The sequence below is a fragment of the Streptomyces sp. NPDC002176 genome (genome assembly GCF_044903645.1).
GTDB lineage: Bacteria > Actinomycetota > Actinomycetes > Streptomycetales > Streptomycetaceae > Streptomyces.
Map to the genome: position 1 here is coordinate 1,562,365 of NZ_JBJDQW010000001.1, position 13,159 is coordinate 1,575,523.

The following is a 13,159-nucleotide window of genomic DNA, read 5'->3' on the forward strand; positions in this document are numbered from 1 at the left end:
GGGCGTCTAAGGAGGGACAGCATCGCATCTCATCGGGGGGTAACAGACATGCGTACATCGCGTCAGGTCCGGGTCCTGGCCGGGGTCCTGCTCGCCGCCTCGCTCGGGCTCGCCGGGTGCAGCGAGTCGGGCGGCGACTCCAAGTCGTCCTATGCCGACGCCCCGACCGCCGCCCAGGGCGCGGGCGGCGGCGCGGCCGAGGGCGGCAAGTCCGCGCGCCGCTCGCCCCGGCTCGCGCCGAGCGTCATCCGCACCGCCTCCCTGGAGGTCGAGGTCCGGGACGTGCCCGGCGCGCTGGCGAAGGCGCGCCAGGTCACCGAGGACGCGGGCGGCTACGTCGGCGAGGAGAGCACCGACCGGGACGACGACGGCAGCGAGCGCACCCGTGTCGTCCTGCGGGTCCCCTCCGAGCGGTACGAGGAGGTGCTCGGCTCGCTCCAGGGCACCGGCAAGCTGCTGCGGCGCACCGCGCGGGCGCAGGACGTCACCGACCAGGTGGTGGACGTGGACAGCCGGATCAAGTCGCAGCGGGCCAGCGTCGCCCGGGTCCGGGAGCTGATGGACCGGGCGGAGAAGCTGACCGACGTGGTCGCGCTGGAGGGCGAGCTGAGCAGCCGCGAGGCCGACCTGGAGGCGCTGCTGGCCCAGCAGGCGTCGCTGAAAGACCGTACCGGCCTGGCGACGATCACCCTGTCGCTGGCCGGGAAGGGTGCGCACCCGGCCGCCGACGATGACACGCCCGGCTTCCTGGACGCCCTGTCGGGCGGCTGGCACGCCTTCCTGACGATGCTGCGCTGGATCGCGCTGGTGGTGGGCGCGGTGCTGCCGTTCGCTGCGCTGCTCGCGCTGCTGGTGTTCCTGTGGCGCCGGGTGGTCCGGCCCCGGCTCCCGCGCCGCCAGGCTCCCGCCCCGCTTCCCGGCTCGCTGCCGCAGGCGCGTCCGGTGCCGGACAGCGGCGCGCCGGTCCCCGGCGAGCAGAAGTGACCGGACGTCAGCACCACCGGCCCCGTAGCGTGTTCCCATGGACAAGCGTGAGGGGCCCGAGCGGCTGGTCGTGATCGGTGGCGACGCCGCGGGGATGTCCGCGGCGTCGCAGGCGCGCAGGCTGCGGAAACCGGACCAGCTGGAGATCGTGGCGTTCGAACGCACCCACTTCACCTCGTACTCGGCGTGCGGCATCCCCTACTGGGTGGGCGGCGCGGTCGAGGACCGCGATCAGCTGATCGCGCGTACCGCCGAGGAGCACCGGGAGCGGGACATCGACCTCCGGCTGCGCACCGAGGTGACGGAGATCGACGTGGCGGGGAAGCGGGTGCGCGCCCATGACCTGGAGTCCGGCACCGAGTCCTGGACCTCGTACGACAAGCTGGTCATCGCCACCGGGGCACGGCCGATCCGGCCGGACATGCCGGGGGCGGGCGCGGCCGGGGTGCACGGGGTGCAGACCCTGGACGACGGGCAGGCACTGATCGACACGCTGGCCCGTACGGAGGGCCGACGGGCGGTGGTGGTCGGCGCGGGCTACATCGGCGTGGAGATGGCCGAGGCGCTGCTCCGCCGGGGCTTCGAGGTGACGGTGGTCAACCGGGGTGCGGAGCCCATGGCGACGCTCGATCCGGACATGGGCGCCCTGGTGCGGCGGGCCATGGAGGGCATGGGCATCACGATGGTGGACGACACCGAGGTGACCGGCCTGCGGACCGGCGCGGACGGCCGGGTCCGCGCGGTGGTGACACCGGACGCGGAGTACCCGGCCGACGTGGTCGTCATGGGCATCGGGGTGCAGCCCGTGACCGACCTCGCCCGCGCGGCGGGCCTGCCGGTGGGCACCCGCGGCGGACTCCTCACCGACCTCGCCATGCGGGTGCGCGGCCACACCGACATCTGGGCGGGCGGTGACTGCGTGGAGGTGCTGAACCTGGTCTCCGGGCAGGAGCAGTACATCCCGCTCGGCACCCACGCCAACAAGCACGGCCAGGTCATCGGCACCAACGTCGGCGGCGGTTACGCCACCTTCCCCGGCGTCGTCGGCACCGCCGTCAGCAAGGTCTGCGAGCTGGAGATCGCCCGCACCGGCCTGCGCGAACGCGACGCCGACCGGGCCGGGCTGCGGTACGTGTCGGTGGTCATCGAGTCGACCAGCCGCGCGGGCTACTACCCCGGCGCCTCCCCCATGACCGTCAAGATGATCGCCGAACGCGACACCGGCCGCCTGCTCGGCGTCCAGATCGTCGGCGGCGAGGGCGCGGGCAAGCGCGTCGACATCGCGGCCGTGGCCCTGACCGCCGCGATGACGGTGGAACAGATGACGGCCCTCGACCTCGGCTACGCCCCGCCCTTCTCCCCGGTCTGGGACCCGGTCCTGGTGGCGGCGCGCAAGGCGGTGACGAAGGTGCGCGCGAGCCGGTAGCGGCGGCCCCGCGCCGGACTGGCGGGCGCGAACGTGGGCACTGTTCCTGTGTGGTCATACCCGTCCATGACGTCAATCCCGCGCGTCGCACCCCGTATGTGACGTACGCGCTCATCGTCGCCAACGTGCTCGCGTTCCTCCTCACCCCCGGTGCCGCCGGGGCGGTCGGGGAGAGCCATGTGGCGCAGCTGTGTCATCTGCACGCCTTCATGGACCAGTACGCGGCGATCCCGAAGGAGATGATCCACGGCTCGCTGCCCCGGCTGGTGCCCACCGGGGACGTGGGCACGGGACCGGCCGGGCCGGGCTGTGTGATGGGGCCGCCGGACTACGACAAGTCGCCGGTGCTGTCGGTCTTCACGGCGATGTTCCTGCACGGCGGCTGGCTGCATCTGCTGGGCAACATGCTGTTCCTGCTGATCTTCGGCAACAACGTCGAGGACCGCATGGGCCACGTCCGCTTCGCGCTCTTCTACCTCGTCTGCGGCTACGCGGCGAGCTACGGCTTCGCCCTGCTGAACGCCGGGTCCGGCGATCCGCTGATCGGCGCGTCGGGGGCGATCGCGGGGGTGCTCGGGGCCTATCTGGTGCTGTATCCGAAGGCCAGGGTGTGGGTACTCGTCCCGTTCCTGGTCTTCCTGCCGCTCCGGCTGCCCGCCTGGATCGTGCTGGGCTTCTGGTTCGGCCTCCAGGCCGTGTACTCCTCGGGACGCGGCGTCGAGGCCGGGACCGGGACGGTGGCCTACGCGGCGCACGTCGTCGGCTTCGTGGCCGGGATGCTGCTGGCCTGGCCGCTGAAGGCGGGCACCCCGCCCCCGCCGGAGCCGGGCCGCCTGCTGTTCGGCAGGCGGGCGCGGCACCGTCAGGCGTGGTGAGCGGACGAGGTCAGCGGGCGCTCGCCTTATGGACGTAGTCGACCAGGTGGGTCAGCGCGTCCGGCTCGATGTTGGGCATGACGCCGTGGCCGAGGTTGAAGACATGGCCCTCCAGACCGGCGGCCGCGTCCAGCACCTCCTGCGCCTTGACCTCGACCGTCTTGCGGTCGGTGAACAGCACCGTCGGGTCGAGGTTGCCCTGGAGCGCCTTGCCGGGGCCGACCCGGCGCGCGGCCTCGTCCAGCGGGACCCGCCAGTCGACGCCGACGACGTCCGCGCCCGCGTCGCCCATGAGCTTCAGCAGCTCACCGGTGCCGACGCCGAAGTGGATGCGCGGGACGCCGTAGCCCGCGACGGCGTCGAAGACCTTCGCGGAGGCGGGCATCACCGAGGCGCGGTAGTCGGCGGGGGCCAGCGCGCCCGCCCAGGAGTCGAAGAGCTGCACCGCCGAGGCACCGGCCTCGATCTGCACCTTCAGGAACGCGGCCGTGATGTCGGCGAGGCGGTCCAGCAGGTCGGCCCACAGCTCGGGGTCGCCGTACATCATCGCCTTGGCGTTCTCGTACGTGCGCGAGGGGCCGCCCTCGACCAGGTAGCTGGCGAGGGTGAAGGGGGCGCCCGCGAAGCCGATCAGCGGGGTGGAGCCCAGCTCACCGGTGAGCATGCGGACCGCCTCGGTGACGTAGGACACGTCCTCCGGGGTGAGGTCGCGCAGCCGGGCGAGGTCGGCGCGGGTGCGCACCGGCTCGGCGACGACCGGGCCGACGCCGGGCTTGATGTCGAGGTCGACACCGATGGCCTTGAGCGGGACGACGATGTCGCTGTAGAAGACGGCCGCGTCCACGTCGTGACGGCGCACCGGCTGGAGCGTGATCTCGGTGACCAGCTCGGGCCGCGTGCAGGACTCCAGCATCGGGATGCCCTCGCGCACCTTGCGGTACTCCGGCAGGGACCGGCCCGCCTGGCGCATGAACCACACCGGGGCGTGCGGCACGGGCTCACGCCTGCACGCCTTGAGGAAGGCGCTGTCGTACGTCGCTGTGGGCTGCTGGCCCGTGGGGATCGCGTTGGCACTCACGTCGGCAAGTCTCGCACGGCCGGTGGATGAGAAGTGCCGCAGCCCTCGGGGGGTGTCATGCCCTGCGCGAAGGCCCGCTTCCCCTTACTCTTCCCCGCATGGCTGCGGCTCAGGGACGATCGTCGGACGGCGCCGGCGGAATGGACGACGTGAAGGACACGCAGACGGAGGAGAGAGAGGGGGCCGGGGTGCCCGGGGTTCCCCCTGCCTTCAGCAGCGCGGTGGAGGCGCTGCGGAGCGCGCGGCTGCGGCCGCAGGTGGAGGTGGAGCCGACGCCCGCCCCGCAGCGGCTCGCGCCCTACGCGCACGCGCTGGAGGCGGTGGTCCTCGAGGGCGAGCAGGAGCTGGCCGACGGACGGCTGGTGCTGCTGCACGACCCGGCCGGGCACGACGCCTGGCGCGGGACGTTCCGGCTGGTGACGCTGGTACGGGCGGAGCTGGAGGCCGAGATGGCCGCCGATCCGCTGCTGCCGGAGGTGTGCTGGTCCTGGCTGACCGGGGCGCTCCAGTCGCGCGGGCTCACCTACGGGGAGCCGAGCGGCACGGTGACCCGCGCCAGTTCGCACTACTTCGGCGGGCTGTCGGAGCGGCCTGCCGCCTCGCAGATCGAGATCCGCGCCTCGTGGACGCCCCTGGAGGGCCGGGGAGGCGTGCCGGACACCGCCGCGCATCTCGCCTCGTGGTGCGATCTGCTGGCCCAGGTCGGCGGGCTGCCCCCGGCCGGGCCGGGCGACGCGTCGGTGGTGACCCTGCCGCAGCGCAGGGGTCCGCAGTCGCGGTAGTTCCCGGTCACATCGTCAGTTCAGCGCCCCGCCGGATCGGCGGGGCGCTGCTTTTTGATCACTTCTCGCAGGATCACTTTGTCGATACGGCCACTTTCCGCACTCGAATCGCCTCACCCCGGAGCCGATTCGATCTTCGGATGATCGATCGCGTGTCCGAATTGCACAGATTGTGACTCACTAGATCGTGATCATTCTCTAAAGGCGGACGGGTTTGCTGCCGAAGACGACTGTGACCTTGAAAGCACGGTTCCCCCCGGCTTCTTCCCCACAAGCCGGCCCCCGTCCCCCCACCCAGGAGGCCTGGTGTCCGTTCTCCTCGAGCAGCCCGCAAGCCTGGTCGCCTACCGCCCGAACAAGCCGACCGCCATGGTGGTCGTGGCCGACCCCCGCGTCCGTTCCACCGTGACCCGCCATCTGTGGGCGCTCGGTGTGCGCGACGTGATCGAGGCCTCGTCCGTCGCGGAGGCTCGTCCCCGCATCGGCAACCCCCGCGACATCTGTGTCGCGGACGTCCACCTGCCCGACGGCTCCGGTCTCACCCTGCTGTCCGAGACCCGCGCCGCGGGCTGGCCCAACGGGCTGGCCCTGTCCGCCGCCGATGACATCGGCGCCGTCCGCAACGCCCTCGCCGGGGGCGTGAAGGGGTACGTCGTCACCGGCACCCGTACCAACATCGGCCTGCCCACCCGCCCCGGCGCCGCCCCCATCGGCTCCGCCGCGGCCCGAATGGGGCACCGTCGTCCGCCGGGTGCCCCGAGCCACCCCGGCGGCTACCGCGAACTGTCCGGCCGCGAGGTCGAGGTGCTCCGCCTCGTCGCGGAGGGCCAGTCGAACAAGGCGATCGGCGTCTCCATGGGCCTGTCCGCCCTGACCGTCAAGAGCCACCTGGCCCGCATCGCCCGCAAGCTCGGCACGGGCGACCGGGCCGGCATGGTCGCGGTGGCCCTGCGCACCGGCATCATCCACTAACCCTCTTTCCCGTCCCCCACCCCACGCCCTCCTGACCCCCGGTGCCCGTCGGCGGAACGTTCCGCCGACGGGCACCGGCGTGTGCGCCGTGCCGGGTGCGCCGTACGCCGCGCGGTGTGCGCCCGCGTGCGGCGCGTTTTGGCCGGTCAGCGGGGATGTCGGTCGAACGTGCAGGCCAGCGGCGCGGGCATGCGGATACCCTTGGCATGTGACGGACGCCCAAGAGACCGCAGCAGACAGTTCCCGGCGCGACACCGGGGGTACGCCCCCGGACGCGGGACCTGCTGAGGCGGCGGCGCCCACCCCCCTGCTCGAGCCCCGCGAGGGGATTCCGCCGGTCATCGCGGACGCCGCGGCGCTCGCCGAGGCCATCGCCGCGTTCGCCGCGGGCACCGGCCCCGTCGCCGTGGACGCCGAACGCGCTTCCGGTTACCGGTACGGCCAGCGGGCCTATCTGGTGCAGCTGCGCCGCGAGGGCGCGGGCTCCGCCCTGATCGACCCGGTGGCCTGCCCCGACCTCTCCGGCCTCGGCGACGCGCTGTCCGGTGTCGAGTGGGTGCTGCACGCCGCCACCCAGGACCTGCCCTGCCTGCGCGAGATAGGCATGGTGCCCACCAGCCTGTTCGACACCGAGCTGGCCGGGCGGCTCGCCGGATTCCCCCGCGTCGGGCTCGGCGCGATGGTGGAGAACGTGCTCGGCTTCGTGCTGGAGAAGGGCCACTCCGCCGTCGACTGGTCCACCCGCCCGCTGCCCGAGCCGTGGCTGCGGTACGCGGCGCTCGACGTGGAGCTGCTGATCGACCTGCGCGACGCCCTGGAGAAGGAGCTGCAGCGGCAGGGCAAGCTGGAGTGGGCGCTGGAGGAGTTCGCCGCGATCGCGGCCGCGCCGCCCGCCGAGCCCCGCAAGGACCCGTGGCGCCGTACCTCCGGGATGCACAAGGTGCGCAGGCGTCGGCAGCTGGCCGTCGTCAAGGAGCTGTGGGAGGCGCGGGACCGGATCGCACAGCGCCGGGACGTCTCGCCCGGCAAGGTGCTCGGTGACGCGGCGATCGTGGAGGCGGCGCTCGCGGTACCGGCCAATGTGCACGCGCTGGGCGCGCTGAACGGTTTCGGACACCGCACGGCGGGCCGTCGTCAGCTGGAGCAGTGGCAGGCGGCGGTGGACCGGGCGAAGGCGCTGCCGGAGTCGGCGCTGCCGCAGCAGGGCCAGCAGCTGACCGGCCCGCCGCCGCCCCGTGCCTGGTCGGACAAGGACCCGGCCGCCGCGGCCCGGCTGTCGGCCGCCCGTGCCGGGGTGTCGGCGCTGGCGGAGCGGCTCGAGATGCCGCAGGAGAACCTGATCTCCCCCGACACCGTGCGCCGGATCTGCTGGGAGCCCCCGGTCCCCGCCGACGAGCGGACCGTGGCCGCCGCGCTCGCCGGGTTCGGCGCCCGCGCGTGGCAGGTGGAGCAGGTCGCGCCGGTGCTGGTGGCGGTGCTGTCGGCCAAGCCGGAATAAGGGCGCCGGAGTAGGGGCGATTTCGCGCCAAGATCCGTCCGGTCGGCCGGGACCCGGTGTGACGTTCACCGCTCGCCGGGGTGGGACTGTGCAGCTACGTTACTCATAAGTAGCATGGGGCTTAAGCAAGCGCTCAGCGTCCCGCACCCTGGAGGAGAGCCATCGTGCCTCGTACCGTCAAGGACGTCGTCTTCGTCGACGGCGTCCGCACCCCGTTCGGCAAGGCGGGCCCGAAGGGCATCTATCACGAGACCCGCGCCGACGACCTGGTCGTGAAGGCGATCCGGGAGCTGCTGCGCCGCAACCCCGGTCTGGACCCGAAGAAGATCGACGAGGTCGCCATCGCCGCGACCACCCAGATCGGCGACCAGGGCCTGACCCTCGGCCGCACCGCGGGCATCCTCGCGGGCCTGCCGCAGTCGGTGCCCGGTTACTCCATCGACCGCATGTGCGCGGGCGCGCTGACCGCCGTGACCGCGGTCTCCGGCTCGGTCGCCTTCGGCGCGTACGACGTCGCCATCGCGGGCGGTGTCGAGCACATGGGCCGCCACCCGATGGGCGAGGGCGTGGACCCCAACCCGCGCTTCGTCTCCGAGAAGCTGGTCGACGAGTCGGCGCTGTTCATGGGCATGACCGCCGAGAACCTGCACGACCGCTACCCCACGATCACCAAGCAGCGCGCCGACGAGTACGCGGTCCGCTCGCAGGAGAAGGCCGCCAAGGCGTACGCCGACGGCAAGATCCAGCAGGACCTGGTGCCGATCTCGGTGCGCCGCACCGACGAGGCGGCCGGTGAGACGGGCTGGGGCCTGGTCACCGCCGACGAGCCGATGCGCCCCGGCACCACGCTGGAGAACCTCAGCGGTCTCAAGACGCCGTTCCGTGTGCACGGCCGGGTCACCGCGGGCAACGCCGCCGGTCTCAACGACGGTGCCACCGCGTCGATCATCGCGTCCGAGGACTTCGCCCGCGAGAACGACCTGCCGGTCAAGATGCGCCTGGTCTCCTACGCCTTCGCGGGCGTGGAGCCCGAGGTGATGGGCTACGGCCCGATCCCGGCCACCGAGAAGGCGCTCGCCCAGGCCGGTCTGTCGATCTCCGACATCGGCCTGTTCGAGATCAACGAGGCGTTCGCCGTCCAGGTCCTCGCGTTCCTGGAGCACTACGGCATCGCGGACGACGACACCCGCGTCAACCAGTACGGCGGCGCCATCGCGTTCGGCCACCCGCTGGCCTCTTCCGGCGTCCGGCTGATGACCCAGCTGGCCCGCCAGTTCGAGGAGCACCCGGAGGTCCGCTACGGCCTGACGACGATGTGCGTCGGCTTCGGCATGGGCGCGACGGTCATCTGGGAGAACCCGAACTTCGAGGGGGAGAAGTGAGCAACACCACCGAGCTGCTGAAGGGTGCCGCCGAGCTGTTCCCCGGCGAGGTCGTCACCCAGGCCCACGTACGGCACTTCGAACTGCCCTTCAACGCGGGCAAGTTCGCGCTGATCACGCTGGACAACGGCCTGGACCACACCAAGCCGACCACCTTCGGCCCCGCTTCGCTGGCGAACCTCAACGCCGCGATCGACCAGGTGGAGAAGGAGGCCGCGGCCGGTGACCTCGTCGGCGTCGGCATCACCGGCAAGCCGTTCATCTTCGCGGTCGGCGCCGACCTCAAGGGTGTCGAGCTGCTGAAGCGGCACGAGGACGCGCTCGCCATCGGCAAGGGCGGCCACGAGGTCTTCAAGCGCCTCTCCGGCCTCGCGGTCCCGACCTTCGCCTACTACAACGGCGCGGCGATGGGCGGCGGCGTCGAGGTCGGCCTGCACTGCTCCTACCGGACCGTCTCCAAGGCGATTCCCGCGTTCTCGCTGCCCGAGGTCTTCCTCGGCCTGGTGCCCGGCTGGGGCGGCTGCGCGCTGCTGCCGAACCTGATCGGCGCCGAGAAGGCCGTCCAGGTCATCATCGAGAACAGCCTCAACCAGAACCGCCAGCTCAAGGGCAAGCAGGTCTTCGAACTCGGCATCGCCGACGCGCTGTTCGAGGGTGCCGACTTCCTGGAGCAGTCGCTGCTGTGGACCGCCCAGGTCCTCAAGGGCGACATCACCGTGGAGCGTCCGGCGGTCGACCGGGGCGAGGCGTGGGACCAGGCCGTCGCCAAGGGCCGCTTCGTCGCGGACTCCAAGGTGCACGGCGCGGCCCCGGCCGCCTACCGCGCGCTGGAGATCATCGAGGGCGCCAAGGACGGCGACCTGCAGAAGGGCTTCGACGCCGAGGACCAGGCCCTCGCCGACCTGATCATGGGCGGCGAACTGCGGTCCGGCATCTACGCGTTCAACCTGGTGCAGAAGCGCGGCAAGCGTCCGGCGGGCGCCCCGGACAAGGCGCTGGCCCGTCCGGTCACCAAGGTCGGCGTCGTCGGCGCCGGTCTGATGGCCTCACAGCTCGCGCTGCTCTTCCTGCGCCGCCTGGAGGTGCCGGTCGTGCTGACCGACATCGACCAGGAGCGCGTCGACAAGGGTGTTGCTTACGTCCACGCCGAGATCGACAAGCTGCTCGGCAAGGGCCGGGTCAACCAGGACAAGGCCAACCGCCTCAAGGCGCTGGTGACCGGTGTCCTGGACAAGGCCGAGGGCTTCGCGGACGCCGACTTCGTCATCGAGGCCGTGTTCGAGGAGATGGGCGTCAAGCAGAAGGTGTTCGCCGAGGTCGAGGCGGTCGCCCCGGCGCACGCGATCCTCGCCACCAACACCTCCTCGCTGTCGGTGTCGGAGATGGCGTCGAAGCTGAAGCACCCCGAGCGGGTCGTCGGCTTCCACTTCTTCAACCCCGTCGCGATCCTGCCGCTGCTGGAGATCGTGCGCGGCGAGCAGACCGACGACGCCTCGCTGGCGACCGCCTTCGGCGTGGCCAAGAAGCTGAAGAAGACCGCGGTCCTGACGAAGGACGCCCCGGCGTTCGTCGTCAACCGCATCCTGACCCGCTTCATGGGCGAGATCCAGAACGTCATCGACGAGGGCACCCCGGTCGAGGTCGCGGAGAAGGCCGTCGAGCCGCTCGGCCTGCCGATGTCCCCGCTGGTGCTGCTGGAGCTGGTCGGCCCGGCGATCGGCCTGCACGTCTCGGAGACCCTCAACCGGGCCTTCCCGGACCGCTTCACGGTCTCCCCGAACCTGAAGCGGGTCGTCGAGGCGGGCAAGCGCGGCTTCTACGTCTACGACAGCGGCAAGCCGGAGCTGGACCCCGAGGTCGCCGCGCTGCTCAAGCAGGGCGACACCGTCCTCACCGAGGAGCAGGTCCGCGACCGTGTCCTGGACGCGGTGGCCCAGGAGATCGGCCTCATGCTGGACGAGGGCGTCGTCGCCGAGGCCCAGGACATCGACCTGTGCCTGATCACCGGCGCGGGCTGGCCCTTCCACCTGGGCGGCCTCACGCCGTACCTGGACCGTGAGGGTGTCTCCGAGCGGGTGAACGGCAAGCGGTTCCTGGAGCAGGGTGTCGCGAGCGTGCCCGCGTAACCCACCCGGACGAAGGAGGGCCCCCGCGCTTCGGCGCGGGGGCCCTCCTCGTGTGCCGGGGGCGTGGGTCAGCCGAGCCAGGGGCCCATCGGGCTGCCCGGTTCGGGCGACAGCTGGCGCCGGACACGCAGTCGGCCGTCGGTGCCGACGACGGCCACGACCACCGCGCCGGACGCGTCGCGTGCCAGGGCGGGGGCGTGGGTGAACGGCTCGCCGGACTCGTTCCAGTGCGTTCCCGTGACCTTCCGGTCCCGGTCGGGCAGGGAGAGCACCAGTCGTCCGGTGCCGCCCCGGTGGGCCAGGCACGCCTCACGGGCGCCGCGGTCGGCGACCCAGAGCGCGGCGACGGCGCCGGTGCCGCCGTGTCCGCCGAGCCCGGCGCCCGCACCGGGCCAGCTGCCGTCGGCGTGCTGGCGGTAGGCCATGACCTGCTGCGTCTCGGCCTCCCGGTAGTACAGACAGGTGCGTCCGTCACCGGAGTCCACCGCGCTGATCCCGCCCGTCGCGGGCCGCCCGGTGCGCAGGCTCTCGTCGAGCTGGAAGGCGCCGCCCGGCTCGCTCTGGTACCAGCGCCAGACCTTCTGCTTGCCGGGTACGTAGAGTTCCACGGTCCCGCGCCCGGTGGTCAGCGCGGTGCCCGCGTCCTGGAGGAAGCGCCCGCCGAGGGACTGCCAGGGCGTCCACTCGCCGTTGGTCTCGCGGCGGCGCAGGGCGATGCCCTGGGCGAAGTCGCGGAGGAACACGTACAGCCGGCCGTCCTGGTCGGTGGCGATCGACGGCACCCCGGCCTCCCGCTGGCCGCGCGGGTCCGGGTGGGCCTCGTCCGGGTTGCCGAGGCTCTGCCAGCCGTTGAAGCCGCTGCCGTCGGCGTGCTGCACGGTGTGCACCACGTCCACGACGGTCCCCCGCTCCGCGCTCCGACCGCGGCGCAGCGCCACCACCTCGGCCGGGCCGCCGGGCGCTCCACCGACCGCGAGCGTGGGCGCCACCCAGCCGTCGCCGAGGACGTACGGCCCGGCCCACTGCCCGCTCGCCGGGGCGGTCTCGGTCCAGAACGCCAGCCTGCCGCCGAGGACCGCGAAGGCGTTGAGCCTGCCGCCGGGGCCGAGGCGCAGCCAGCTCGTCGCCGGGGAGTAGCGGTAGGCGGTGCTGCGCATGTGCGTGCTGCGGAACGGGTTGGGCCCCAGCTGCCGGTCACCGCAGCGCTCGCACGTGCCCTGCGGGCAGATGTCGGGCGCGTCGATGCCCGCGTAGGCGGCGAGGTAGGCGCCCTTCTCGGTGATCGCCGCCGAGTCGAGGTTCTCGCCCCAGAACCGGTTGGCGTAGGCGCGGTAGTGCTCGACGACCGGGGCGTGGCCCGCCTCGCGGTAGCGCTCCAGGGCCGCGAGCGCGAACTCGGCGGTCACCGTGTGGTCCTCGTGGTCGGAGCAGACGAACTCGGCCTTGCCGCCGTCGTGTTCCGGATCGGGGTCCAGGGTGCGCACGGTCGTCGGGCGGAGGTGGTCGAGCAGGGTGGTCAGCGCGGTGATGACCTGTTCGCGGGTCACCCGCTGTGCCTCGCCCGCCGTGCTGCCGTGCACCGGCAGGGTCGCCTGGGCGGGCAGGCGGCCGTCCCAGAGGTGGGCGATCCGGGTGCGGATGCCCTGGGTCGTGGGCGCGCCCTGGTGGAGCTGGAGGAAGTACAGGGAGACCTGGTCGTGGCCGTCCAGGACGAAGCGTTCGGCGACGAAGTCGGGTGCCAGGCGTACCGCGTGGCGGTGCCAGGGGCGGTCCCGGTCCCCGGTCACCATCAGGGCGTACGCCGAGCGCAGTCCGCAGCCGCGCGCGGTGCTGTAGCCGGTGAAGTCCAACGCCGCCTCCGCCCGCCGGGCGTCGCCGGTGTCGATGTTGACGCCGTCGCCCTCGCCCGCCGTGAGGACCACGGTGGTGACCTGGTCCCCGTTCTCCAGCGAGCGCAGGAGGTCGGGGTTCATGAAGTACAGGTCGTCGTCCTGGTGGGCGATGACGTGGAGTACGGAGCGGGGCTGCTGGCTCAT

Annotated in this window: 10 protein-coding genes; 8 read left to right on the top strand and 2 right to left on the bottom strand. The window is 72.5% G+C overall.

Annotated features, from left to right (window positions below; genetic code table 11):
- Positions 1-48: 48 nt before the first annotated feature.
- The 3 genes from ACI2LY_RS07025 to ACI2LY_RS07035 are packed head-to-tail and all read left to right on the top strand — an operon-like array spanning position 49 to position 3,285.
- Positions 49-984, top strand: coding sequence for a DUF4349 domain-containing protein (locus ACI2LY_RS07025; RefSeq protein WP_404706242.1), 936 nt, complete (start codon positions 49-51; stop codon positions 982-984).
- 37 nt (positions 985-1,021) lie between these two features.
- Positions 1,022-2,410 (top strand): FAD-dependent oxidoreductase, encoded by a 1,389-nt coding sequence (locus ACI2LY_RS07030; RefSeq protein ID WP_404706243.1) that lies wholly within the window; start codon positions 1,022-1,024, stop codon positions 2,408-2,410.
- A gap of 50 nt (positions 2,411-2,460) precedes the next feature.
- Entirely contained in the window at positions 2,461-3,285 is an 825-nt protein-coding gene (locus ACI2LY_RS07035) for a rhomboid family intramembrane serine protease (RefSeq protein WP_404706244.1), read from the top strand.
- Between the two features lie 10 nt (positions 3,286-3,295).
- On the opposite strand, the gene hemE is transcribed toward ACI2LY_RS07035, so the two are convergent.
- The gene (gene hemE / locus ACI2LY_RS07040; RefSeq protein WP_404706245.1) at positions 3,296-4,363 is read right to left on the bottom strand and encodes a uroporphyrinogen decarboxylase; all 1,068 of its coding nucleotides are present in this window, start codon (positions 4,361-4,363) and stop codon (positions 3,296-3,298) included.
- Between the two features lie 98 nt (positions 4,364-4,461).
- On the opposite strand from hemE, the gene ACI2LY_RS07045 reads away from it, so the two are divergent.
- From ACI2LY_RS07045 to ACI2LY_RS07065, 5 genes are all read left to right on the top strand, one after another.
- Positions 4,462-5,145: a DUF3000 domain-containing protein gene (locus ACI2LY_RS07045; RefSeq protein ID WP_404706246.1), complete on the top strand. Its 684-nt coding sequence runs from the start codon at positions 4,462-4,464 to the stop codon at positions 5,143-5,145.
- A 306-nt stretch (positions 5,146-5,451) separates the two neighbouring features.
- Positions 5,452-6,117, top strand: a complete 666-nt coding sequence (locus tag ACI2LY_RS07050) for a response regulator transcription factor (RefSeq protein ID WP_031181634.1) — start codon at positions 5,452-5,454, stop codon at positions 6,115-6,117.
- Between the two features lie 208 nt (positions 6,118-6,325).
- Positions 6,326-7,615 carry an HRDC domain-containing protein gene (locus ACI2LY_RS07055; protein WP_404706247.1) on the top strand — a complete coding sequence of 430 codons (1,290 nt, stop codon included), beginning with the start codon at positions 6,326-6,328 and terminating at the stop codon, positions 7,613-7,615.
- Positions 7,616-7,779: 164 nt separating this feature from the next.
- On the top strand, positions 7,780-8,997 hold the full coding sequence (locus tag ACI2LY_RS07060) for a thiolase family protein (protein ID WP_404706248.1): 1,218 nt from the start codon (positions 7,780-7,782) through the stop codon (positions 8,995-8,997).
- Positions 8,994-11,123: a 3-hydroxyacyl-CoA dehydrogenase NAD-binding domain-containing protein gene (locus tag ACI2LY_RS07065; protein WP_404706249.1), complete on the top strand. Its 2,130-nt coding sequence runs from the start codon at positions 8,994-8,996 to the stop codon at positions 11,121-11,123. Before ACI2LY_RS07060 ends, ACI2LY_RS07065 begins: the two co-directional genes overlap by 4 nt.
- 68 nt (positions 11,124-11,191) lie before the next feature.
- On the opposite strand, the gene ACI2LY_RS07070 is transcribed toward ACI2LY_RS07065, so the two are convergent.
- A complete protein-coding gene (locus tag ACI2LY_RS07070) occupies positions 11,192-13,159 on the bottom strand; it encodes a PIG-L family deacetylase (protein WP_404706250.1) in 1,968 nt (655 codons plus the stop codon).

What these genes read in the sequence shown, in the direction of transcription:
- ACI2LY_RS07025 (WP_404706242.1), top strand. Translation starts at nt 49, where the DNA reads ATGCGTACATCGCGTCAGGTCCGGGTCCTGGCCGGGGTCCTGCTCGCC.
- ACI2LY_RS07030 (WP_404706243.1), top strand. Translation starts at nt 1,022, where the DNA reads ATGGACAAGCGTGAGGGGCCCGAGCGGCTGGTCGTGATCGGTGGCGAC.
- ACI2LY_RS07045 (WP_404706246.1), top strand. Translation starts at nt 4,462, where the DNA reads ATGGCTGCGGCTCAGGGACGATCGTCGGACGGCGCCGGCGGAATGGAC.
- ACI2LY_RS07070 (WP_404706250.1), bottom strand. Translation starts at nt 13,159, where the DNA reads ATGAGCCAGCAGCCCCGCTCCGTACTCCACGTCATCGCCCACCAGGAC.